This is a genomic window from Nonomuraea sp. CA-143628 (genome assembly GCF_050942315.1).
Taxonomy (GTDB): Bacteria; Actinomycetota; Actinomycetes; order Streptosporangiales; family Streptosporangiaceae; genus Nonomuraea.
The window spans coordinates 12,539,559-12,561,182 of sequence record NZ_CP192072.1; the positions used below are offsets into that span (position 1 = coordinate 12,539,559).

Annotated in this window: 19 protein-coding genes; 12 read left to right on the plus strand and 7 right to left on the minus strand. The window is 69.5% G+C overall.

Features of this window, described 5'->3' with window-relative positions; genetic code table 11:
• Positions 1–52: 52 nt before the first annotated feature.
• A complete protein-coding gene (locus ACQP2T_RS56860; RefSeq protein ID WP_433513024.1) occupies positions 53–1,408 on the plus strand; it encodes a PhzF family phenazine biosynthesis protein in 1,356 nt (451 codons plus the stop codon).
• On the opposite strand, the gene ACQP2T_RS56865 is transcribed toward ACQP2T_RS56860, so the two are convergent.
• Positions 1,374–4,763, minus strand: coding sequence for an AfsR/SARP family transcriptional regulator (locus tag ACQP2T_RS56865; protein ID WP_433513025.1), 3,390 nt, complete (start codon positions 4,761–4,763; stop codon positions 1,374–1,376). The two genes, ACQP2T_RS56860 and ACQP2T_RS56865, sit on opposite strands and share 35 nt — an antisense overlap.
• Positions 4,764–4,948: 185 nt before the next feature.
• Between ACQP2T_RS56865 and ACQP2T_RS56870 the strand changes: the two genes are divergently transcribed.
• The 3 genes from ACQP2T_RS56870 to ACQP2T_RS56880 all read left to right on the plus strand — a co-directional run bounded on the left by ACQP2T_RS56870 (position 4,949) and on the right by ACQP2T_RS56880 (position 8,456).
• A complete protein-coding gene (locus tag ACQP2T_RS56870; protein WP_433513026.1) occupies positions 4,949–6,457 on the plus strand; it encodes an FAD-dependent oxidoreductase in 1,509 nt (502 codons plus the stop codon).
• Between the two features lie 55 nt (positions 6,458–6,512).
• Positions 6,513–7,175: a GDSL-type esterase/lipase family protein gene (locus tag ACQP2T_RS56875; protein WP_433513027.1), complete on the plus strand. Its 663-nt coding sequence runs from the start codon at positions 6,513–6,515 to the stop codon at positions 7,173–7,175.
• Positions 7,176–7,265: 90 nt separating this feature from the next.
• The gene (locus ACQP2T_RS56880) at positions 7,266–8,456 is read left to right on the plus strand and encodes a MarP family serine protease (RefSeq protein WP_433513028.1); all 1,191 of its coding nucleotides are present in this window, start codon (positions 7,266–7,268) and stop codon (positions 8,454–8,456) included.
• A gap of 58 nt (positions 8,457–8,514) precedes the next feature.
• On the opposite strand, the gene ACQP2T_RS56885 is transcribed toward ACQP2T_RS56880, so the two are convergent.
• The 3 genes from ACQP2T_RS56885 to ACQP2T_RS56895 all read right to left on the minus strand — a co-directional run bounded on the left by ACQP2T_RS56885 (position 8,515) and on the right by ACQP2T_RS56895 (position 10,678).
• Complete coding sequence (locus tag ACQP2T_RS56885) at positions 8,515–9,345, minus strand: maleylpyruvate isomerase family mycothiol-dependent enzyme (RefSeq protein ID WP_433513029.1); 831 nt, start codon at positions 9,343–9,345, stop codon at positions 8,515–8,517.
• A 128-nt stretch (positions 9,346–9,473) separates the two neighbouring features.
• Positions 9,474–9,854, minus strand: a complete 381-nt coding sequence (locus ACQP2T_RS56890) for a GntR family transcriptional regulator (RefSeq protein ID WP_357958213.1) — start codon at positions 9,852–9,854, stop codon at positions 9,474–9,476.
• Positions 9,851–10,678, minus strand: coding sequence for a hypothetical protein (locus ACQP2T_RS56895; protein ID WP_433513030.1), 828 nt, complete (start codon positions 10,676–10,678; stop codon positions 9,851–9,853). Before ACQP2T_RS56895 ends, ACQP2T_RS56890 begins: the two co-directional genes overlap by 4 nt.
• A 289-nt stretch (positions 10,679–10,967) precedes the next feature.
• Here ACQP2T_RS56895 and ACQP2T_RS56900 point away from each other — a divergent pair, with 289 nt between their 5' ends.
• The gene (locus ACQP2T_RS56900; protein WP_433513031.1) at positions 10,968–11,957 is read left to right on the plus strand and encodes an aldo/keto reductase family protein; all 990 of its coding nucleotides are present in this window, start codon (positions 10,968–10,970) and stop codon (positions 11,955–11,957) included.
• Positions 11,958–11,975: 18 nt separating this feature from the next.
• Here the strand turns inward: ACQP2T_RS56900 and ACQP2T_RS56905 are convergent, their stop codons facing one another.
• Positions 11,976–12,833 (minus strand): helix-turn-helix transcriptional regulator, encoded by an 858-nt coding sequence (locus ACQP2T_RS56905; RefSeq protein ID WP_433513032.1) that lies wholly within the window; start codon positions 12,831–12,833, stop codon positions 11,976–11,978.
• Between the two features lie 86 nt (positions 12,834–12,919).
• On the opposite strand from ACQP2T_RS56905, the gene ACQP2T_RS56910 reads away from it, so the two are divergent.
• The 3 genes from ACQP2T_RS56910 (at position 12,920) to ACQP2T_RS56920 (ending at position 15,863) form a co-directional block, all read left to right on the plus strand.
• Entirely contained in the window at positions 12,920–13,702 is a 783-nt protein-coding gene (locus tag ACQP2T_RS56910) for an SDR family NAD(P)-dependent oxidoreductase (RefSeq protein ID WP_433513033.1), read from the plus strand.
• Between the two features lie 338 nt (positions 13,703–14,040).
• Positions 14,041–14,985 carry a zinc-binding dehydrogenase gene (locus ACQP2T_RS56915; protein ID WP_433513034.1) on the plus strand — a complete coding sequence of 315 codons (945 nt, stop codon included), beginning with the start codon at positions 14,041–14,043 and terminating at the stop codon, positions 14,983–14,985.
• Positions 14,985–15,863 (plus strand): LLM class flavin-dependent oxidoreductase, encoded by an 879-nt coding sequence (locus ACQP2T_RS56920; protein WP_433513035.1) that lies wholly within the window; start codon positions 14,985–14,987, stop codon positions 15,861–15,863. Before ACQP2T_RS56915 ends, ACQP2T_RS56920 begins: the two co-directional genes overlap by 1 nt.
• 652 nt (positions 15,864–16,515) lie before the next feature.
• On the opposite strand, the gene ACQP2T_RS56925 is transcribed toward ACQP2T_RS56920, so the two are convergent.
• Together ACQP2T_RS56925 and ACQP2T_RS56930 are read right to left on the minus strand one after the other, a co-directional pair.
• Positions 16,516–17,055 (minus strand): hypothetical protein, encoded by a 540-nt coding sequence (locus ACQP2T_RS56925; RefSeq protein WP_433513036.1) that lies wholly within the window; start codon positions 17,053–17,055, stop codon positions 16,516–16,518.
• Complete coding sequence (locus ACQP2T_RS56930; RefSeq protein ID WP_138720083.1) at positions 17,052–17,486, minus strand: MarR family winged helix-turn-helix transcriptional regulator; 435 nt, start codon at positions 17,484–17,486, stop codon at positions 17,052–17,054. The genes ACQP2T_RS56925 and ACQP2T_RS56930 overlap by 4 nt, the downstream gene beginning before the upstream one ends.
• A 248-nt stretch (positions 17,487–17,734) precedes the next feature.
• Here ACQP2T_RS56930 and ACQP2T_RS56935 point away from each other — a divergent pair, with 248 nt between their 5' ends.
• From ACQP2T_RS56935 to ACQP2T_RS56950, 4 genes are all read left to right on the plus strand, one after another.
• Positions 17,735–18,361, plus strand: a complete 627-nt coding sequence (locus ACQP2T_RS56935; protein WP_433513037.1) for a maltokinase N-terminal cap-like domain-containing protein — start codon at positions 17,735–17,737, stop codon at positions 18,359–18,361.
• Between the two features lie 339 nt (positions 18,362–18,700).
• Positions 18,701–19,264: a dihydrofolate reductase family protein gene (locus ACQP2T_RS56940; RefSeq protein WP_433513038.1), complete on the plus strand. Its 564-nt coding sequence runs from the start codon at positions 18,701–18,703 to the stop codon at positions 19,262–19,264.
• 462 nt (positions 19,265–19,726) lie between these two features.
• Positions 19,727–20,758 (plus strand): hypothetical protein, encoded by a 1,032-nt coding sequence (locus ACQP2T_RS56945; protein ID WP_433513039.1) that lies wholly within the window; start codon positions 19,727–19,729, stop codon positions 20,756–20,758.
• On the plus strand, positions 20,733–21,575 hold the full coding sequence (locus tag ACQP2T_RS56950) for a hypothetical protein (protein ID WP_433513040.1): 843 nt from the start codon (positions 20,733–20,735) through the stop codon (positions 21,573–21,575). The genes ACQP2T_RS56945 and ACQP2T_RS56950 overlap by 26 nt, the downstream gene beginning before the upstream one ends.
• Positions 21,576–21,624 lie beyond the last annotated feature (49 nt).

The window sequence follows — 21,624 nt, forward strand, 5'->3', positions numbered from 1 at the left end:
GGACGGCGAACGCCGGTGGAGGCAGGCTCTCGCTGTCTGCACAATGGTCGCCATGGACGAGAACATCCAGGACGAAGCATGGTGGAAGCGGCAAGCCGCCGCACAAGGGGAATGGTGGCGGAAACGGGCGGCAGCGCATCAGGAGGAGACTCTCCGGCAGAACAACCTGATGTACGGCGGCTTGATCGCCATCGGAGTCGTCTTGGTGCAGCCGTTCCTGACCCCGGGAAGCGCTGCCCTCGATCTGTCCGCCCAGATCTGTGTGGTCGCCTTCTCCTTGGCCATCCCCCTCTTGTCCGCTCTTATCGTGTTGAACCGGCATGAGACCTATCGTCGGCGTTCGACCAGCTCCGTTTTCGTGCTGGTGGCGCAGCAGGCCGCGCTCGGGCTCGGGTACGTCGGGGTGGTCGCCGGTTTCTGGCACATCATGACGATCGCCGGGATCGCGCTCCTGGTCGGCACGGCCTTGGGCTTGGCCGTGCATTCCGCGGGTTATGTGCAGGTAGAGGAAGAAGACGCCAAAGCAACACCAGGTGCGGAGCAACCACCCAAGGGCCATGATGACTACATGAGCGAAGTACTGCGATATACCGCTTTCACCACCACTCCCGCCGGCGGCAACCCCGCCGGAGTGGTCTTGGACGCCCGGGCGTTGTCAGACGCGGATATGCTCGCCATTGCCGCCGAACTCGGCTACTCCGAGACGGCCTTCCTGCACCCCACGGACGAGCGCCAGTACCGGATCCAGTACTTCAGCCCTCTGGCCGAGGTCGCCTTCTGCGGCCACGCGACGATCGCCGCCTCGGTCGCGCTCGGCGAGCGGATCGGCCCCGGAACCGTGAACCTCACCACCCAGGCGGGCCCGGTCCCGGTGGACATCACCGCGGATCCGACCGGCGGGATCACCGCCACCCTGACCAGTCCGCCGACCTCCACCCGCCAGGCCTCCGAAGAGGAGGTGCAGCCCGTGCTCGCCGCACTGGGCTGGTCGGCCGACGACCTGGACCCCGCCTTCCCGGCGCACGTCGCGAACGCCGGCAACGACCATCTCGTCCTGGCCGCGGCCAGCCGGGGCCGCCTGGCCGATCTCGACTACGACTTCGAGGCCCTGGGCAAGATCATGGCCGACTTGGGATGGACCACCGTCCACCTCTTCTGGCCCGAATCCCCCACCGTCTACCACGCCCGCGACCCGTTCCCACCTGGCGGCGTCGTCGAGGACCCGGCCACCGGCGCCGCGGCCGCCGCCTTCACCGGCTACCTGCGTACGCTGGGACGCCTCGAAGACGGCACCGTTCTCACCATTCACCAGGGCGTCGACATGGGGCGGCCCAGCCTCCTGACCTGTAGCACCATTCCCGGCGACTCTCGCGTCAAGGTCTCCGGCGCGGCGGTGCCCATCCAGTAGCGGTCGTCCCGAGTTCCCGGCGCAGCCGGGCCGGGTCGACCTCGGTCACGGCTGTCTTCCCGTCCAGCTCCCAGCCCTTCCCGTACGCCGTGGCGAATGCCTCCTCGCCCAGCGCGGCCCGCCCTCGGCGGGTGAGCTCGCGAACCTGCTGGTCGGTGCGGTCGTGCGTGCCGCGCAGCCGGGAGGCGACGCCGAGCAGGACGGCCGACTCGTGATGCCGCCCGTGCGCCTGGGCGAGCGCGGCCGCGTTCACCGCCCCCAGCGCCAGGATCGGCAGGTCCCGGGCGTCCAGCGCCGCCGCGTACGCCTTCGCCAGCATCTTCTCCGCCCCGGCCAGGTCGCCCAGCTCCAGGCAGAGCGCGGCCCATACGCTGCCGGCCAGCGCCCGCGCGTGGTCACCGGGGAACGTGGTGTCGCCGTGCAGGGCCCGTTCGGCGGCGTCGAGCAGGTCCCGCGCCCGGTCCAGGTCGCCGCGCCGCACCCGGAAGTCGGCCTCCCACGCGTCGACCAGGGCAGACAGCTCCGGCGAAGCCGCGCGCGACGCCAGCTCCCGGGCCGAGCCGATCATCGCGATCGTCGAGTCGGTGTCGCCGCGCCGCAGGTGCAGGTCGATCCAGCGCAGGTGGAGAAACACCTCGTCGCTGAGGCTGAGCGAGCCGAACTCGCCGGCCAGCGACTGCGCCTCGCGCAGGTCGGCCAGCGCGCCGTCGAGGTCGTCGTCGTACTGCCGCTGCTGGGCGCGCATCGGCAGCACGGTGGCCTGGCCCCAGCGGTCGCCGGCCTGCCGGAAGCAGGCCAGGGCCGCCTCCACGTCGGCGCGCATGTTGTCGAACTGGCCCGCGTTCTCGGCGAACTGGGCGCGGAACATGCGGGCCAGCCCGGACAGCCACACGTCGTCGCCGTCGGCCAGGCGCGCGATCTTCGCGTACACGGTCTCCTCCTCCTGGAGGAACGCGAGCGTGAGCGCGGTGAGCGCGCCGCACGGCCCCGGCAGCTCGGGGTAGGCGAGCAGCCGGTCGGCCAGCTCGCGCAGCCGCGCCTGGTCGTCGGCGACCTCCTCGGCGGTCAGCCCCGGCCGGGTGCCGGCCCGGTTGATCAGGTGGATCGCGTGGGCGCAGTCGCGGCCGGGCGTCGGCTCGCCGCCGCCCGGCACCGCCAGCGCCTCACCCAGCCAGTAGGTCGCGTCGGGGTGCCGGCCGAACATCTGCCAGTACCAGGTCAGGTTCAGGGCGAGAGCGACCGCGCCGGTGGCGTCGCCGGTGTCGCACCGCTGACGCAGGGCGGCCAGCGCGTTGTCGTACTCGGCGCTGATGACTCGGATGGCCATCAGCTGGCCGGGCCCGCGCAGCCGCGGGTCGTACCGGGCCATCAGCTCGGCGAAGTGGCCGGCGGCCAGGTCGCGGACGGTGCCGAGGTCGCCCGTCTCGGCCAGGCGGGCGGTGCCGTACTCGCGCAGCGTCTCCAGCATGCGGTAGCGGCCCGGGTCGGGCGCGAGCTGCAGCAGCGACCGGTCGACCAGGCCCGCGAGCAGCTCGGGGATCTCGGCGGCCGGCACCGAGGTGCCGGCGCACAGCGCGGTGGCCGAGGCCGGCGTGACGCCCCCGGGCAGGATCGAGACGCGTTCGGCGACCGTACGCTCGTGCTCGCTCAGCAGCTGCCAGCTCCAGGCGATGACCGCGCGCAGCGTGCGGTGCCGGGGCAGCGCGGTACGGCTGCCGGTGGTGAGCAGCCGGAACCGGTCGGACAGCCCGTCGGCCAGCTCGGGCAGCGACAGCGTCCGTAGCCGGGCGGCGGCCAGCTCCAGCGCCAGCGGCATCCCGTCCAGGCCGCGGACCACCCGCCGGACCTCGGGCAGCGTCGTGTCGTCCACGTCGAAGCCCGGGCGTACGGCCGCGGCCCGCTCGGTGAACAGGCGTACCGCCGCCGCCCGCCGGGCCTGCTCGACGCCGTCGTCCGGGCCGGGCAGCGCGAGCGGGCCGAGCGGCACCAGCGCCTCGCCGTCGACCGCGAGAGGTTCGCGGCTGGTGGCGAGTACGCGCAGCTCAGGGCAGCGGGACAGCAGCGCCGCGACCAGGTGGGCCACGGCGTCGACCAGGTGCTCGCAGTTGTCGACCAGCAACAGGATCTCCTGGGCGCCGAGCCGGTCGGCGAGTACGTCCAGCTCGTCGCCCTCGACCCGCGTCCGGGCCTCGAACATCGCGCCGCCGCGCAGCCCGATCCCGGCGAGCACGGCCGCGCCGACCTTGGCCGGCTCGGTGACCGAGGCGAGGTCGATCAGCCAGGCGCCGTCGCGGTAGTCGTGGTGGTGGCGGCGGGCGGCCTCGACGGCGAGGCGCGTCTTGCCGGCGCCACCGGGACCGAGCACGGTGACCAGGCGGCCGGTGGCGAGCAGCGTGTCGATCCGGGCGAGGTCGTCGTCACGCCCGATGAAGCTGGTCAGCGGCGCGGGCAGGTTACTCAGCCTGGTCTGCGGCGCGGGCGGGTCACTCAGCCTGGTCTGCGGCGGGGGCAGGTCACTCGGCCCGGTCCGGTTACTCGGCCTCGTTCGCGGCGCGGGCAGGTTACTCGGCCCGGTCTGCGCGGCGTCGGCGGCCGGGGCGGGCCGCTCGGCGCGCAGCAGGCGCAGGTGGCGTTCGTGCAGGGCGGTGCCCGGGTCGGTGCCGAGGGCGTCGGCCAGGGCTTCGCGGACCCGCTCGTACAAGGCCAGAGCGTCGGCCTGGCGACCCTGGGCGGCGAGCGCGTCCATGAGCAGCGCGGCCGCCCGCTCGTGGACGGGGTGCGCGGCGAGCAGGGCGGTCAGGCGGGCGGCGGCCGCGGCCGCGCTGCCCAGGGACAGCTCGGCGTCGGCGAGGTCGGCGACGGCCTCGATCGAGGCGTGAGCCAGCCAGGTCCCGACGGTGGGCGCGACCGCGGCGACGACCGCGGGCTCGGCTCCGGGACGGTCGCCCCACAGCGCCACGGCCTCGCCGAGCACGGCCGCCGCGCCATCGGGGTCGCCGGCGCGCAGGCGGTCACGACCGGCGGCGGCGAGCCGCTCGAACCGCAGCGCGTCCACGTCGGCCGCGTCCACGTCCAGCCGGTAGCCGCCCGCGACCTGCGCGACGTCGCCGGCCGAGCCGATGGACCGGCGCAGCCGCGAGACGAGGGCCTGCAAGGCATGGGCGGGGTCGGCCGGGGGGTCGTCGGCCCAGATCGCGTCGATCAGGACGCCCTGCTCGACCGGGCGCCCGCCGGCCAGCGCCAGCCGTACGACCAGGCCCTGCGACCGCGCGCCGGGAACGGGCAGGGCGGCGTCACCGCGAGACACCTGAAAGGCGCCGAGCAGCGTGACGCGAAGCCTCGCATCCCCGTCCATCTTCCGAATCTTCGCGTGCGTGCCGTCGAGTGTCCAAATCAGGACTTGTTCCCCATGTGAGCGCCGTGTGCGCCCCGTGTGAGCGGCCCGCGTCAGTCTTCTCATGCCTCGGAGTGGGGCGCGCGGAGGGGCCGCGCGAACACTCTGGAATAGCGTTCCAATAATTTCCGGAAAGGGGGGCTTTCGTGCACGATGTAGTGATCGTGGGCGCCGGCCCGGTCGGCCTGTTCCTTGCCTGCGAGCTTGGTCTCGCGGGCTGCTCTGTCCTGGTGCTTGAGCGGGAGCCGGAGCCCGGCTCCCCGTGGAAGGCGGACCCGCTCGGGATGCGGGGCCTGTCCGCCGCGTCGGTGGAGGCGTTCTATCGCCGGGGGATGCTGCACCCGCTGTTGACGGCGTCGGGCGTCCATGGCCTCGACCCGGACGAGCCGACTCGCCCGCGTGGCGTGGGCCACTTCGCCGGCATGATGCTCGATCCGGCCAAGGTCGACGTCGCCGCCCTGCCGTTCCGGCTGCCCAGTCCGGCGATGGACGGCGTGATGACGAACCTCGAAGCGGTCGAGGCGGTGCTGTCCGAGCGGGCGGCCAAGCTCGGCGTGGAGGTCAGGCGCGGTGTCACGGTCTCCGCCATCGCGCAGAACGATGAGAGCGTGGTCGCGCGAGCCGGCGAGCACGAGTACGCGGCGCGCTGGCTCGTCGGCTGCGACGGCGGACGCAGCGCGGTGCGCGGGCTCGCGGGCTTCGACTTCGTCGGCACCGAGCCGCAGTTCACCGGCTATGTCGTGCTCGCCACCATCGCCGATCCCGAGAAGCTGCGCCCCGGATTCAACCTGACGCCGACCGGCATGTACCTCCGGACGCCCGCGGAAGGGTACATCGGCATGCTGGACTTCGACGGCGGCGCGTTCGATCGCTCGCGGCAGCCGACTCGCGACCATCTCCAGGCGGTTCTGCATCGTGTGTCCGGCACCGACGTGACGCTGAGCGACGTCCATCTCGCCTCAAGCTTCACCGATCGGGCGATGCAGACGACGACGTACCGACAGGGACGCGTCCTGCTCGCGGGCGACGCCGCACACATCCACTCTCCCCTTGGGGCGCAGGGACTCAACCTCGGCATCGGCGACGCCCTGAACCTGGGGTGGAAGCTCGCGGCGACCGTGCAGGGGTACGCGCCGGACGGGCTGCTCGACACCTACACCCGCGAGCGCCATCCGATCGGCGCCTGGGTGCTCGACTGGACGCGCGCCCAGGCGGCGGTCATGCGGCCGGAGCCGCATGCCCAGGCGATCCAAGGAGTGGTCCGCGACCTGCTCGGGACCCGTGACGGAACGACCTACGTGTACGAGAGGACATCGGGATCGTCGCTCCGTTACGACCTCGGCGGCGAGCAGCGGTCGCTGGTCGGCCGCAATGCCCCGGACCTCCGTCTTGAGGACGGCACTCGCCTCGGCGAACTGATGCGGGACGGAGGAGGCGTCGCGCTCGATTTCAGCACCGACCGGCGCCTGCGCGATTCAGCGATGGGCTGGGAAAGCCGGATGCGGTATGTAACCGGTCCGGCGAGAAACGACCTCGGATTCGGGGCCCTGCTTGTCCGGCCCGACGGCATAGTCGCCTGGGCCGGTGATCGCTCCCCTGATCGTGACGCGTTCGAGCGGGCCGCCGGTCATTGGTTCGGTGGCCCGGCGATTTAACGCCGCGCCGTCCCGAAATGAAATTCCTCTCCTCAACCGAGATTCAGGAGCACACATGACGATCACCCTCCGACCGGGAAGCACCGTGATGTTCACCGGCGATTCGGTCACCGACTGCCAACGGCTGGAGAGCGAGGACGGCCTCGGCTTCGGCTATCCCCTGCGCGTCGCGGGCGAGTGGGGACTGCGGCACCCGGACCGGCCCGTGACCTGGCTGAACTCCGCGATCGCCGGCAACAAGGTGATGGACCTCGAAGCCCGCTGGCAGGCGGACGTGCTCGACGCGCGCCCGGACGTGGTGTCGATCCTCGTCGGCGGCAACGACGTGGCCTGGCACACGTACGACCCGGACGGCTACGTGATCTCCACGGAGGAGTACGCGGCAGGCTACGACCGCCTGCTCGCGCCCCTCGCCGAGGCCGGCGTCGAGCTGATCCTCATCGAGACGTCCCTCCTGCCGATCAGCGGCCTTGTCGAGGTCGGCGACGCGCACATCGGCGAGAAGGAGCGGAAGGAGTGGCGGGCCGACCTGGACCCGAAGAACCAGGTCGTCCGCGAACTCGCCCGCAAGTACGGCGCGCACCTGCTCGCCGCCGACGGCATGTTCGCCGAGCTCGCCGCGACGACCGGGCCGGAGTACTGGGCCGCGGACGGCGCGCACCCGACGCCGGCCGGTCACGCCGCACTCGCGGCGGCCTGGCTGCGCCTGGTCGCGTGACCGGGCCTCGCCGGCGGTAATTCGCGTATCACCGCCCGATCTTTATCTCCGCGCGACCGCGGAGATAAAGATCGGGCTTACCTTTGCATAGTGATCGGTGATCTGCTCGACATCGTGTTGGTCGCCCTGGTGATCGCCTTCGGCTTCTCCGGATATCGCCAAGGGTTCGTCGTCGGGGCGGCGAGCTTCATCGGTTTCATCGGCGGATGTGTGTTCGGGATTAATCTCGCGCCGCCCATCGCGGGCGCGGTTGTGGACGGAGACGTCCCGCAGTTATTGCTGGCCCTGGTAATCGTGCTCCTGGCCGCGATGATCGGCCAGTTCATCACATCTACCGTGGGGGCGGTATTGCGTTCCCATCTGCGGGACGAACCTGCCCGGCAGCTGGACGCGGTGGGCGGAATGCTGGTCGCCGCCTTTTCGGTGCTGGTCATCGCCTGGCTGGTCGGAAGCCTGCTGGTATCCACCTCGCTGGTGCCGGTCGTGGAACAGATTCGTGGCTCGCTGCTCTTGGCCACGGTTGATCAGGCGGTCCCGGACGCGGCGCGCGACTGGCAGAAACCGTTCAAGCAGTTCATCGACCGGTCCGGCTTCCCGCCGGTGCTGGACGTGATCGCCGGCCAGCCGCTCATCGACGTTCCACCGCCGAGCGCGGCAGTGCTGAAGAGCCCCGCGTGGCAGCAGTCGCGGGCCGGGATCGTGCAGGTGCAGGGGACTGCGAGCTCGTGCCGTAAGCGCATCACCGGCTCCGGATTCGTGTACGCGCCCGATCACATCATGACCAACGCGCACGTGGTCGCGGGGGTGGACGCGGAGTTGCAGATCATCGATCACGAGCAGCGTCCTCGCCCAGCGGTGGTGGTTCTGTACGACCCGCGACGGGACGTGGCGGTCCTGCACGTACCGAACCTCGGACTGCCGCACCTGACCTTCGACGGCGAGGCGGACAAGGGCGAGGACGCCATCATCGCGGGCTACCCTCAGGGCCGCGGGTTCACTCCGCAGCCGGCCCGGGTCGCGGCGCGGCAGAGCGCCGCCATCCCCGACATCTACCGTGGGCCCGAGGTGACGCGGGAGGTGTACCTCATTCGGGGCAAGGTCGAGCACGGCGACTCGGGCGGTCCCCTGCTGGCCACCGACGGTCGGGTGCTGGGCGTGGCCTTCGCCGCCGTCACCAGCCAGGAGGACATCGGTTACGTGCTGACCGCCAGCGAAGTCGCCGCCGACGCCCGCGAGGCCGCGACCGCCACCAAGCCCGTCAGCACTCAGGTCTGCGACTGATCCTTTCTCTGTCGACCCGCAGCTCAGCTCACTGCCAGACATCGTTGGCGAGCGCCGGTCAGGCGACGACCGCGAGGAGGGTCGTCATGGCTGCGGTGAGCTCGGGGTCGCCGTCTTGCCGGGAGCGGTCACGGGCCTGCTCGACGGTGATGCCCCGGGTGGCGAGTCGCCAGAAGGTGTCTTGATCCATCGTGACGCGGGCCTTCGGCTCGGGCCCCGGTGCCGTCATGCGCCACCGGCCCTCCTGCCAGGCCGCGCTCCACCGTCCGCCCACGGCCCCGAGCACCTCCAATTCGGCCACCGTCCCCTCGGGCCGGTCGTGCTCCCGCAGACTCTGCGGCAGCGCACGCGCGAAAACCTCCAGCACCGGGGCCATGAGTGCGGGCTCGGTGGCCCCCGGCCGGGCGACGGCGTCGCGGATCTGCTGCTGATGCACCCAGAACTCGGTGTATTCGCGCCCGATGTCCAGCCAGGCGGGACTGGCGACGTCCGTGGCGGCCCACGACACGTTCAGGTCGGCGAGCGACTCAAGATCACGGGAGGCCCAGAGGGCGTCGAGTCGATCCCCCAGGTGCTCCAGCAACTCGATCAGCAGCTCAGAACTGATCTGGCGGGTCGCCTGGACGAACTCGCCATTGACCCTCGCCAGATAGCCGGGCAGTGACTCATCGTCGGCGAAGCGCGCCCCGGCATGCCCGTCGCGGCTTCCCGACAAACGCCGCAGATAGTCGTTGAGGACATGACCTGCGATGTCGTGCACGTCCCACCCCGGGCAGACCGTCGGCCTGGCCCAGTCCTGCGGGCTCAGGTCGCGCAGAAGTTCGAGCAGGGCACGCCGCTCGCCTGGGAACAGCGGGCGCACGTCGATCATCGAACCAAAAATCGTCATGCGGCCCGAGCCTAACGGAGACGGCACCTACGGTCCCACGCCATTTCCGTGATCCCCGAGCCTCCAGCGCTGCGCGCCTCACCTGCCCAAGCATTCAGCGCTCGGGCCTCATAGGCCCGAGCGCCGAGTCAGAATGAGGCGGAAGCGGCCGCGTCGCCGGATCTCAGGGCCGCCTCGACGATGCAGAGCGCCTCGGTCTCGTCGATGCCTACGCTCGCCACGACGGCCGCGTAGTCGGCGGCCGCCTGGCGGGCCCGTTCGCGGGCCTCCTCCCCCGCCGCCGACACGAACGACCCCGCCCGCCCCCGGGTCTCGATCAGCCCGGCCTCCTCAAGCTCCCGGTAGGCCCGGCCGACCGTGTTGACGGCCAGGCCGAGGTCGGCCGCGAGCCGGCGGATGGTCGGTAGCCGGGAGCCCACGGCCAGCGTACGGTCGTGGATCTGCCGGGCGAGCTGGGCCCGCAACTGCTCGAACGGCGGCACCGGCGAGCCCGCGTCGATGACGATCATCCGACGCCGACCACGTGCCGAGCTGTGTCCGCGCACGACGGCGTCCTGGCATGGGCGGCGATCATGGCGGCCAGACCCAGCACCATGAAGCCGATGGAGGCGGCGCTCCACCAGCCGGGCGCGGATCCGGACAGCAACACCATCGGCAACCCCAGCAGCACGCTCGGCGCGTTGCCGTCGCGCGCGTCCTCGATGCGCATGATGACGTCGGCCGTCAGCGACACCTCGTCCTCGGCCACGACCGGCCGGGCCAGCAGCTCGCGCAGTTGCAGGGCCACGCCGAGGCCGGCTCCGGCCACGGCGACCAGCAGCACGACAGCCGTGTACCGGACTCTGCCGTCATCGACGGCCAGTGCGCTCACCCCCAGCGCGATGGCACCGGCGAAGGTGCCAGCCACCAGGACGGCGTACCTCCTTCCCAGGAGGGTCCGCCAGCCGAGCTGCACCGGATGGGCCACTCGCCGCGCCAGCGTCGCCCCTGCCTGCCGATCGACCCGCCGTACCCAGGCGTGAAGCAGCGTCCGGGCCAGCACCAGCCCGATGATCAACACGCTCAGAGCCAGCAGCAGCGTCGGCCGCTCCGGCCAAGGTCCGCCGGATGCGGCCGTGGCCATCAGGTCAGTGGCCTGTGCCAGCGCGGCCAGGATGTACAGCGCGGCCAGCAGGACACTGCCTAGGAGCCGCGCCCGCCCCCGTACCGCCAGTCGCGTGATCAGCAACGGTGTCGGTGGGCCGTCACCGAGGCCGTGCCGCCGCAGCCAGGTCTCCGCGTATCGGACCTCCGCCGGCCGCGACCCGGCGCTCGGCATGGAACTGTTCGCCATACCGTCTCCTTTGTCGCAAGGTTTGTATCAACATGTTGCGTCATGGCTTGCGACAAAGTCAACACCAGGCCATCGCCCGCGCCGGACGCCGCTGCGATTACTTTGGGTGCGTGGAGCGGCACGCAAAGTGCTGGCCGACCATCGCCGCCGCGCTCGAACGAATCCCATGACGTTTGACAAATTCACCGCTATATGTTCTCTCGATTTGCCCTCAGAGCGCCTTTATTTAATTTGTCAAATCGGCTCGATAAAGGCTTGGGTATACGAAATGAAGGACTAACGTAAACGCATGGAATTTCGTCGTCTCGGCCGTAGCGGCCTCTCCGTCAGCGCGGTCTCCTACGGGCATTGGCTCGCGCACGACGCCCCGGACCAGGAAGAACGTGCGCGGGCGTGCGTCACGGCGGCGCTGGACGCGGGCATCACCACGTTCATCACCGCGGACGCGTACGCGAACACCGCGGCCGAGTCGGTGCTCGGCCGCGCGCTGAAAGGACAGCGACGAGAAAGCCTGGAGATATCCACGAAGGTGTTCTGGCCCACTGGGCCGGGCGGGCCCAATGACAAAGGTCTTGGCCGCAAGCACGTCATGGAGTCGGCACGCGCGTCGCTGCGGCGGCTGGGCACCGATTATCTGGATGTGTACCAGGCGCATCGATTCGACCGCACGGTGCCGCTGGAGGAGACCATGCTGGCGTTCGCCGACCTGGTCCGGCAGGGCCATGTGCTCTATGTCGGCGTCTCCGAATGGACGGCCGAGCAGATCACGAGGGGCGCCGCGCTCGCCCGGGAGCTGCACGTGCCGTTGGTCTCCAACGAGGCGCAGTACAGCGCGTTGTGGCGGGTGATCGAGGCCGAGGTCATGCCGGCGTGCGAGCGAGAAGGGCTCGGTCAGCTCGCCTGGTCCCCCATCGCGCAGGGCGTACTGACGGGCAAGTATCGGCCGGGCCGGCAGGCGCCCGCCGGGTCTCGCGGCGCGGACCTGAGCGGTGCGGGCGGTTTCATCCAGCCCTTCCTGCGTGAGGACGTGCTGGAACGGGTGCAGCGGCTGCGTCCCCTGGCCGATGAGGCCGAGCTGTCCCTGGGGCAGCTCGCGCTGGCCTGGGTGTTGCGGCGCCCCAATGTGGCTTCGGCGATCATCGGTGCGTCGCGGCCCGAGCAGGTGAGGGAGAACGTCGAAGCGGCCGGGGTCCGGCTCGACGCCGATCTTCTGGGGCGCATCGATCAGGTGCTCGACGGCGTCGTCGAAACGAACCCGGCGCTGACGACGAGCCCATGAAGAGATGACCGGAGTGCGTCAGCGTGACCTGTTCGCCTTGACGTACTCGGTGCCGAGGACATTCAGCAGAGCCAGGGCTTCGGCGCCAGGGGATCCTGAGGGCGCGCTGTAGAGGACGAGGTGCTGGTCGCGGTCCGTGAGCGCGAGCGAGTCGCAGTCAACGGCGACCTCCCCGACGACCGGGTGCCGGAAGGTCTTCGTGAGCGTTGGCGCGGCCTGCACGTCGTGCCGCTCCCAGAGCCGGGCGAACTCGGGGCTGCCAGCGCGGAGCTCGTCGACCAGTTCGGTCACCGTAGGGTCGGACGGGTAGCGGGCGAGGGTGGCTCGCAGCCCCATGACGACGTGGTGCCGGAACTCCGCGGCGTCGGAGACCCCGTACAACGTCTCATCGGCGCGCTTAGGGCCGAGGAATGCCCGCCGCGCGAGATTGCGGTCCCGTGGGGCGAGCTCGGCGAAGTCCTCCATGAGCGCGGCCGCGAGGTCGTTCCACGCGAGCACCTCGAACGCGGCCGAAGTCACGAACGCGGCCGTCTGCGGCAACCGCTCGAGAAGCGTGAGGATGCTCGGGCGTACGTCGCGCCGGTGCAGTCCGGTACGGCTCGGCGCGGTCCCCGCGAGGACGTGGAGGTGGTCGGACTCGGCGTCCGTGAGCCGCAGCGCGTCCGCGATCCCGGCGAGGACCTCGCCCGACGGTCGCGGTGCCCTGCCCTGTTCGAGCCGGACGTAGTACTCCGTGGAGATGTGCGCGAGGACCGCGACCTCCTCGCGGCGAAGTCCCGGCGTCCGGCGTCGCGGGCCCGAGGCCAGGCCGAGGTCCTGCGGCCGGAGCCGTTCGCGACGGCTGCGGAGGAACGCCCCGAGTTCCTGTTTGTCCATATGCCCAGTGTGCACGCTGCGCGGCGATCGATCCTGGTACCGTCTGTGCCTGCATCCGGCCTGGTGACCGGCCTGACACTGTCGTCATGACGAACACCACTCACATCGCACCCATCGGCCTGCTCACCGGCAAGGTCGTGTTCATCACCGGCGCCAGCCGCGGCATCGGGGCGGCCGCGGCCCGGCTCTTCGCCGCCGAGGGGGCCGCCGTCGTACTCGCCGCCCGCGGCACCGACGCCCTGCTACAGATCGTCACCGAGATCCGCGCCGAGGGCGGCGTCGCCGACGCCGTCACCCTGGACCTCGCCGACCGTACGAGCATCCAGGCGGCCCTCGATCGCGTCGAGGAGCTGCACGGACGGCTCGACGGCGCGTTCAACAACGGCGCGGTGATCCAGCAGCCCGGTCCGCTCGATACCACGAGCGATGAGGACATAGAGCAGCAGTTCGCGGTGAACTTCCGGGCGCACTGGACCGCCATGACGGCTGAGGCCGCACTCATGCGACGCGACGGTGGCGGGGCGATCGTCAACACCTCGAGCATCGGCAGCCGCCGCGCGAACCCCGTACTCCCCGCGTACGGCGCCATGAAGCGCGCGCTCAACAGCATCACCGAGTCCGCCGCGGTGAGCTGGGCCCGTGATGGCATCCGGGTGAACGGCATCACCCCCGGCGGCACCGCCACGGAGATGATCGACGCGTGGGAGGCGGCGACCCCCGGCATCGTCGAGCAGCTGAAGTCATCGATCCCGCTCGGACGGATGGCCGAGCCCCGCGAAGTCGCCGAAGTGGCGGCGTGGCTGCTCAGCGACCGGGCATCGATGGTGACCGGCGCGATCGTGCCGGTGGATGGCGGCGCCGGCGCCTGAAAGGGATAACCCCGTGCCTGCCGCTTCGATACCCGATTTCGGAGCCTTTGCCGGTCCCGTTCTTAGAGCTTGCGTGCTAAAAGGGAGTTCGCCCGTGATCTAGGAAAGGGGCGTTCGTAGGGATCGGATCCGTGAAGTGGCCTGGACGTGTTGCACTCATCGACACAGTCGAGGATCCGGCGGAACTCGCGCGGCTGCTCCACGAATCGGCGCGGCAGGTCGTTCCCGAGTTCGCAGCCGAATGGCGGCCTACTCGGCTTCCGCTTCTAAAGATTTGACCTCGAGTTCGGTTGAGGTTGCATGCTGAGATCGACATCAGCTGAACAGGGGAGAGTGTTGTGCGTGCGGTGTGGCTGAAGGAGTTCGGCGGGCCCGAGGTGCTCGTACCTGGAGACGCCCCCGATCCGGTCCCGGGGCCGGGGCAGGTGTTGATCGACGTCGCCTACGCCAACATCACCTTTGTGGAGACCCAGTTCCGGTCGGGTGGCCCGTCGCCGTTCAAGCCGGAGCTTCCGATGATTCCGGGCAACGGCGTCGGGGGCATTGTCACGGCGGTCGGCGAGGGCGTCGACTCCGGCCTGGTCAGCCGTCGGGTGGTGACCTCCACGGGGGGCTCCGGCGGTTATGCCGAACGGGCCGCGGCGGATGCCTCCGGGCTCTTTCCCGTTCCCGACGACCTGGAATTGGACGACGCGGTCGCAATCTTGGCCGACGGGCGTACCGCGACCATGATGATCCGGGCGACCGCGCCACAGCCCGGGGAACGGGTTCTGGTCGAGGCGGCGGCCGGCGGCGTGGGCTCGCTCCTCGTGCAGCTCGCCAAGTCGGCGGGCGCCACCGTCGTCGGAGCGGCCGGGGGCTCGCGCAAGACCGGTGTGGCCCGTGATCTGGGCGCCGACGAGGTGGTCGACTACACGGCTCCGGGCTGGACCGACGAGGTCGACCCCGTCGACGTCGTTTTCGACGGGGTCGGTGGCGATATCGCTCGGGCCGCCTTCGAACTGCTCGGCCAGGGCGGGCGGATGGTCAGCTTCGGGCTGGCGAGCGGAGAGTGGGCCGGCATCGAGGCGGAGGCCGCTGTTGCTCGCGGCATCACGCTCGTCCAGGCGAAGCCCACTCCGGAGATGATGCGCGAGTACACCGAGAGCGCCCTCGCCGAGGCCGTGGGCGGACGGCTGCGGCCGCTGATCGGGCAGCGCTTCCCCCTCGACCAGGCCGCCGCCGCGCACGCCGCCATCGAGTCGCGCGCCAGCGTCGGCAAGACCCTGCTCGAGGTGCGCTGATGCTCAAGGTCGGCGTGAACCTGCCGTCGTTCGGCGTGGATGAGACCGCCGGGGTGCGCGAGCATGCCCGGCACGCCGAGGAGCTCGGCCTGGAGTCGATCTGGGTCGGCGACCATCTGATCCCGGTGCGGCCGTTCCTCGACAGCACCATAGTGCTGGCCACGGCCGCCGCCGTCACCGAGCGCGTCAAGATCGGCTTCGGGGTGATGGTCTTGGCGCTACGCCCAGCCGCCTGGGCCGCCAAGCAGATCGCCAGCCTGCAGCATCTGTCCGGCGGTCGGGTGCTGCTCGGCGTCGGCTCGGGCGGCAGCGTGCACGGCGACGCAGCCTGGCGGGCCGTCGGTATCTCCTACGCCGAACGCGCGCAGCGCACCGACGCCGCCCTGGAGATCCTGCCGAGCCTGGTCGAGGGCAAGCCCACGAACGTGAACGGCGAGGTGATCACTCTCTCTCCGGGCGCGACAATGCCGCCCGTCCTCATCGGCGCCGGCCCCATGCGCCGAGCCGCCCGTTTCGCCGACGAATGGTATCCGGCGTTCTCCACGCCGGCTGAGATCGCCGAACAGACCCGCCAACTGGCCGGCCTCGCCGCCGAATACGGCCGCCCGGCGCCGCGCGTCACGATCGGCCTCAGCGTCGGTCTCGGCGACCTGCCCGCGTCGGTGATCGACGCTCAGGCCCGGTCGCTGATGGAGTACGGGATGACCGAGGAGGAGGCCCGTGGTGGCCTGGTCACCGGCCCACCCGCCGCGGCCGCCGAACGGCTGGCCGCTCTCGCCGAGGTCGGCGTGCACCGCGTCATCGCGATGCCGTTCCCCGCCGACCGCCTCCGCCAGAGCGAGCTGCTGGCCGAGACCAACCGCCTCCTCAACCCCTGAAGATCCGGACCTGCCGCTCGGGTCCGTGCCACCAGCCTCAAGGTAGAGCGTTTCCGCAGGCCACAGCGAGTGACAGCCGCGGTGCCCGACGTCGGGTTTCGGCCCGGGCGGTCGGGGATGAGTTCGGCGCTCTCCGCCTCGATAACGACAGTGGGGATGTTCTCTCAGGTAGCCGTGTTTGCGGATGACTTATGCCAAGCCATCCGCAAACTTCCGGCTACCCACAGCTACTTTGCGCACTAAGCCACAAACCGTGGCTTTTCGATCCGTTCAGCATCCACCGCGAAGCCCGCGAGCATGCCGCCTCACTGGGAGTTCCCGCGTGACCCGATCCGGCAAGGTCCTCTGACATCATCGAGTGTGCCGCAGGAGCCGCAGCGGCCATCGAGGAGCCCGGCCCGGTAGCCAGCAGGTCAACCACACGGCCGACTCAGACATGCTGGACACCTGACATGCGGTGGCCTGCCATCCGTTACCGCTCTTGGAGCGGTTAGCTGGGCGCGCGAAGGATCGCGGAGGCCATCACCTGCCGCCCCGCTTCCAGGTGGTGTGACGGCAGGAGCAGTACCGCCGGGGTGGCCGATCCTGCAGGCGAGCTTCAGCCCCCCAGATCGACCAGACCGGCAGACAGGGGCGAGAGTTGAACCCCGTCTCACCCGCCAGCTTGCTGCCAGGGGAACGGAGCGAGGTCCGGCTCGACCCAGCCGGTCCTGGCCGGGTCGCTTGCCAGCGTCGAGGACCGATAGAAGCGGGCGAGCAGCTTCTTGTCGAGTAACGCGGGGTTCTGGTCGGCGAACGCGTCGAAGTCGGCGGCGTCCGACTGCCCGGCGTGGTGGCCCACCAGTTCGATCCAGGCCCGGCTGACGGTGGCGTTGTACTTCTGCGGTGCGCCCGCGTAGCGGGCGGTGCGCTGGATGCCGTCGCTGATCAGGTCGACCGCCGCAGTGGTGCCGTAGCGCCGGACGGTCAGCCAAGTCAGCTGGACGTGCTGGCGGTGCCCGAACCGCTCGGCGGTCGCCATCACCTCCCCCATCAACTCGGCGAACGGCGAGGACTCCTCGTCCGTGCCGTTCGCGCCGTGGCCAGCGTGCAGATGCCGTCGCAGGCGCTCCGCTGGGCCGGTCAGAGTCTTGAGCAGCCCGTGGAGATGTGCCGCGTGGCCGGAGTACGGGCCGTGGTCGTGTGTGGTCATGACCCCTCCTTGACCAGCGCGTCCAGAACGGCATAGAAGCCGGCGACCGCTTCGGCGGGCAGGCCCTCCAGCGCGCGGTTCTCGACGTCGGTCAGGGTCTGGGTAATGACGGCGGCCGCCGCGCGGCCGGAGTCGGTCAATTCGATGAGCACCGAGCGGCGGTCGCCGGCGCGCGTGCCGCGGGTGATGTGACCGCGGCGTTCCAGCCGGTCCAGCACGCTGGTCAGCGTCGTGGGGCGGGCCCCGACCGCGGCCCCCAACTGGGAGACGGTGCGGCCATGACCGTCGGCGAGGTTGGCCAGTGCGTTGATCTCGGAGGCGGTCAGGTCGAGGTCGACGAGTTCAGTGGCGATCAGGTGCAAGGTGGCGTGGGTAGCGCGCTGCAAGGCCAGCAGCGCCGACCGGCCCGGTGATACGGATTCGGACTTCATGCTTTCGGATATTACGATATCGGTATAGTTTGCTGCAAGGCGCCACCATCGTCACGGTGCCGCTCAGCACCCCGAAGATCAATTCAATGGAGACCGTGAAGTCCACATCGTCAGGGTGAATGGCACATCCGGCGCCCTACGTCGTCATCTTGAGTGGCAACCAACAGGTGTCTGCTGAGGCGCTGGAGGCTGAGCTGACGTCTCTGCTGAGGCAGACGGGACCGCGTCCCGGCCTAGAATCTTGGTGCATGGCCGTTATTCACCAGACCACCATGACTCCCGGAAAACTGGAACTCCTGTCGGCGTGGCTTCCCTCCCAGCCCTGGTACCAGGGCGGACCGCCGGCTCTGGTCAAGTGCGGCGGCTTCCGGCTCGACGATCCGGCCGGTGAGGTCGGCATCGAGTTCATGCTGGTGGCCGACAGCTCCGGCGACAGCCCTGCGGTCTACCACGTGCCGCTCACCTACCGGGGCTCCCCGCTGACCGGGGCCGACCACGCCCTCGTCGGCACGGCAGAGCATGGGGTCCTTGGCCACCGGTGGGTCTACGACGGAATCGGTGACCCCGTGCTGACCGCCCAGTTGCTCGCGTTCCTCCGCGGTTCGGCCGTGGCACAGGCGCAGAATGCCGACGACACCCCCGACCCGTCGGTCATCGCCCACCTCGACGGCGTCGACCTCACCTCTGCCGCGCAAGCCTTCTCCGGCACTGATCTGGCCGCCGAGCCGGGACTCACCGTCCGTATCGTCCGCGCACTCCAGCCAGCCGAAGGTTGCGGCTGTGCGACGACCGGAGCCCGTGGATGCGTCACGGCCGGGTGGCGCTCCCCCGATGGCGCCGAACAGCGTGGCCCCCTCTTCACCGTCCTGAGGTAGGACTCGACCCGCCCGACGAGCCCCACCAACAACGCTCACACCCTTGTACGTTTACCGTACTCAGCTCTGCATTTCACGGAGTACACCGAGATCGTGGACGCTCCCGTCTGGTCCTTTTGGTGGGACTGACCGCAGCGCCGCGACGCATCAAACGGCACCCCAAGAATCATCAACCAGCCCTGGCTGACAGCTCGGTGCTCGGCCCACCGATGACTTTCGGGCGGCATTGGTGTCTAAGCACCAGCGACGCCGCGGCCACGCGAGCGGTGCGGCCCGGAACACGCACGTCCCCCGAGCAAGCACGGTCCCCAGACGACCCGAGACCACGGAGATCTGATCATGCGGAAGCTGATAGCGACAGTGTTCAACTACTCCGTCGACGGCCTTCTCGCCGACGAGGGCACCGAGTTTTGGAAGTTCTGCTTCGACCTGCCCGAAAACCGTCAGCCCGATGACCCGGCGCACCTCGACTTTCTCCAGAGCTCATATGCGCACATCATGGGCCGCACCGCCTACGAGGGCATCTCCGAGGCGATGACAACGTCCACTGACCACCCGTTCGCCGGCATCCTGAACGCCGGACGCAAGGTCGTCTTCTCCCGGTCCCTGAAGACGGCCGACTGGGCCAACACCACCATCGCCGCTGGTGACACGGCAGAAGAGATCGACAAGCTCAGGATGGGCGGCGACGGTCACATCGTGGTCTGGGGCGGCGTCAGCCTCTGGCGGTCGCTCATGCGGCTCGACCTGATCGACGAGCTCCAGTTGAGCTTGTTCCCCTACGTCGCGGGTGAGGGCACTCGGCTGTTCGACGGCGTCCCCAAGTCCTACCAGCTCGACCTGGTCTCCAGCACCGCCTCCAGCAACGGGATCGTAGAGCTGCGGTATCGGCGACACCGCTGATCCAGCGGCCGACATACACACGAGCGGCAGTAGGGCAAGCGCCGCTACCTGCCCGAGGAGTCCATGGCCCAGCTCAAGCCAACCAGCGATACTGGCGGCATCGCCACGATCGACAACGGCGAGTAGATACCGGGAATCAGCCTCAAGGCCCTCCGCTCCGCGAGGCGTTGCCTCCGGGCGCTGCTACCTCTCACCGACATTCCGGGCCCGATCCGCCCCAAAGTGCTGTCCAAACTGACCGGCAAACGCTGCTGATAGCACTCTTCAGGCAACAACTCGCCCGCGCAGGCAACCGGGGCTTCAGAGGCGTCACGCCAGCAACCACCTCCGGCTGATGTTCGGGAAATCCCGACTCTCCGCCTTCAACGGAGTTAGGATTTTTCCCGAACGCCGAAGGACTGGAGAGCACCAATGGAGGCGAGGCCACAGCCTCAGAACGAGGTTGAAGTTTTGCGAGCCGGGATGGCTGTGCTAAGCGACCGGCTGCCGGCCGGGTGGGACATCCAACCACTGAGCCGCAAACTACCCGATGCTCGCTTCGACGCTCTCTGGAAGGTGACAGCACCGGACGGAACCTCGGTCGTGCTGGTCGTGGAAGCCAAGCGCCTGGTGGAGAGACGTGACACCGCTACGCTGCTCCAGCAGTTGAATGCCGCGGCGGATGAGCATCCAGGCAGCCGCGGGGTTGTCGTCTCCCGATACCTGTCGCCGCCCGTGCGTAAGCGGCTCTCGGAGGCTGGCCTGTCCTACATAGACGCGACAGGGAACATCACCCTGAACGTCTCTCAGCCCGGTCTATACGTTGCAGATCGAGGGGCCGACCATGATCCGTGGCGCGGTCCTGGAAGACCGCGCGGAACGTTGAAGGGTGCTCCCGCGGCGAAGATCGTACGTGCGCTGCTGGACCACGAAAGATCATGGGCGATCCGTGAGCTGATCGACGTCGCTGACGTATCTACTGGGTCGACCTACCGGGTGATCGAGTTTCTCGAGAGCGAGAACCTGGCAACACGGACCAGCTCGGGTGCAGTCGTAGTTCCCGACTGGGTCGCACTGCTGAGGCGTTGGAGCGAAGACTACGGGTTCGTACGAAGCAGCCGCGTCACACGGTGGATAGCACCGAGAGGCCTACCTAACCTCATGCGGCGGGTGGCTGATAATCCCACCCAGTACGCCGTGACCGGGACTTTGGCCGCAGCCAACTGGGCCCCCTATGCTCCAGCCCGCTCCGCCATGATCTACACGACGGACGCTGAGCACACCGCGCAACTCTGGGATCTTCGCCCTGCTGACGCCGGAGCGAATGTGATGTTGGCCGAGCCGGAAAGCGACGTCGTCTTCGTTCGTACCCTTACCGACGCTTCCGCTCTCACGATCGCAGCACCACCCCAAGTCGCCGTCGATTTGATGACGGGCCCTGGACGCAGCCCCTCTGAAGCCGAAGAACTCGTTGAATGGATGGCGCGACATGAATCCTCCTGGCGTAAGGAGTAGCGACATCCTCGTCCGATCTCGGTCCGCGCTTCTCGATGCATTGGCCGCGTTGGATGCCCATCGCGACGCTGTGATCGTGATCGGAGCACAGGCCGTCTACCTGCGCACTGCAGGAAGTCCTGTCGCACTCGCCGAGACGACGAAGGACAGCGATCTCGCACTCGACCCGAGGGTCCTGGAGGATGATCCGCTTCTGGAGCAATCCATGGGCCGCGCGGGGTTCTACCGGGACCCCGTTGGCGGACAACCCGGAGCGTGGCTGAACCTCGCGGGCATTCCCGTCGATCTGATGGTGCCCGAGGCTCTCGCAGGAGCAGGTACGAGGAACACGCGGGGCGCCCGCATCCCACCGCATGATCGCCGTGCCACCCGGCGCGCTCGAGGTCTCGAAGCAGCTGTCATCGACAACACGGTCATGGGCGTGACGGCCCTTGACCCGGCCGATAGCCGCGTATATCGAGTCAGAGTCGCCGGGCCCGCAGCCTTGCTGGTGGCCAAGCTCCATAAGATCGCCGAACGGATTTCGGCCCCCCACCGGCTGAATGACAAGGACGCACACGACATGTACCGCATCCTTATCGACGTCGACACCGCTGAACTGGCCACCACGTTTAGGCTCCTGGCTCGTGACCCCATCAGCCGCGAGGTCACCGAGCAGGCGGTCGAACATCTGGCGACACTGTTCGCGGCAGGACCGGACGCGCTCGGCTCAACGATGGCCGGACGCGCGGAAGAGGGAATTGGCGAGCCCGAGACGGTTGCTTTGGCGACATCTCTGCTGGCTGCTGATCTCATGCAGGCCTTGGAACGTGCCTGAGCCCTCCGACAACTCCGCAGAGGGCTCGACCTCAACTTCGAGGCCTGGC

Bases quoted from the DNA above. Each gene is read 5' to 3' on its own strand.
- ACQP2T_RS56860 (WP_433513024.1), top strand. From the start codon at position 53: ATGGACGAGAACATCCAGGACGAAGCATGGTGGAAGCGGCAAGCCGCC.
- ACQP2T_RS56865 (WP_433513025.1), bottom strand. From the start codon at position 4,763: ATGGACGGGGATGCGAGGCTTCGCGTCACGCTGCTCGGCGCCTTTCAG.
- ACQP2T_RS56875 (WP_433513027.1), top strand. From the start codon at position 6,513: ATGACGATCACCCTCCGACCGGGAAGCACCGTGATGTTCACCGGCGAT.
- ACQP2T_RS56885 (WP_433513029.1), bottom strand. From the start codon at position 9,345: ATGACGATTTTTGGTTCGATGATCGACGTGCGCCCGCTGTTCCCAGGC.
- ACQP2T_RS56890 (WP_357958213.1), bottom strand. From the start codon at position 9,854: ATGATCGTCATCGACGCGGGCTCGCCGGTGCCGCCGTTCGAGCAGTTG.
- ACQP2T_RS56895 (WP_433513030.1), bottom strand. From the start codon at position 10,678: ATGGCGAACAGTTCCATGCCGAGCGCCGGGTCGCGGCCGGCGGAGGTC.
- ACQP2T_RS56900 (WP_433513031.1), top strand. From the start codon at position 10,968: ATGGAATTTCGTCGTCTCGGCCGTAGCGGCCTCTCCGTCAGCGCGGTC.
- ACQP2T_RS56905 (WP_433513032.1), bottom strand. From the start codon at position 12,833: ATGGACAAACAGGAACTCGGGGCGTTCCTCCGCAGCCGTCGCGAACGG.
- ACQP2T_RS56910 (WP_433513033.1), top strand. From the start codon at position 12,920: ATGACGAACACCACTCACATCGCACCCATCGGCCTGCTCACCGGCAAG.
- ACQP2T_RS56920 (WP_433513035.1), top strand. From the start codon at position 14,985: ATGCTCAAGGTCGGCGTGAACCTGCCGTCGTTCGGCGTGGATGAGACC.
- ACQP2T_RS56925 (WP_433513036.1), bottom strand. From the start codon at position 17,055: ATGACCACACACGACCACGGCCCGTACTCCGGCCACGCGGCACATCTC.
- ACQP2T_RS56930 (WP_138720083.1), bottom strand. From the start codon at position 17,486: ATGAAGTCCGAATCCGTATCACCGGGCCGGTCGGCGCTGCTGGCCTTG.
- ACQP2T_RS56935 (WP_433513037.1), top strand. From the start codon at position 17,735: ATGGCCGTTATTCACCAGACCACCATGACTCCCGGAAAACTGGAACTC.
- ACQP2T_RS56940 (WP_433513038.1), top strand. From the start codon at position 18,701: ATGCGGAAGCTGATAGCGACAGTGTTCAACTACTCCGTCGACGGCCTT.
- ACQP2T_RS56945 (WP_433513039.1), top strand. From the start codon at position 19,727: ATGGCTGTGCTAAGCGACCGGCTGCCGGCCGGGTGGGACATCCAACCA.
- ACQP2T_RS56950 (WP_433513040.1), top strand. From the start codon at position 20,733: ATGAATCCTCCTGGCGTAAGGAGTAGCGACATCCTCGTCCGATCTCGG.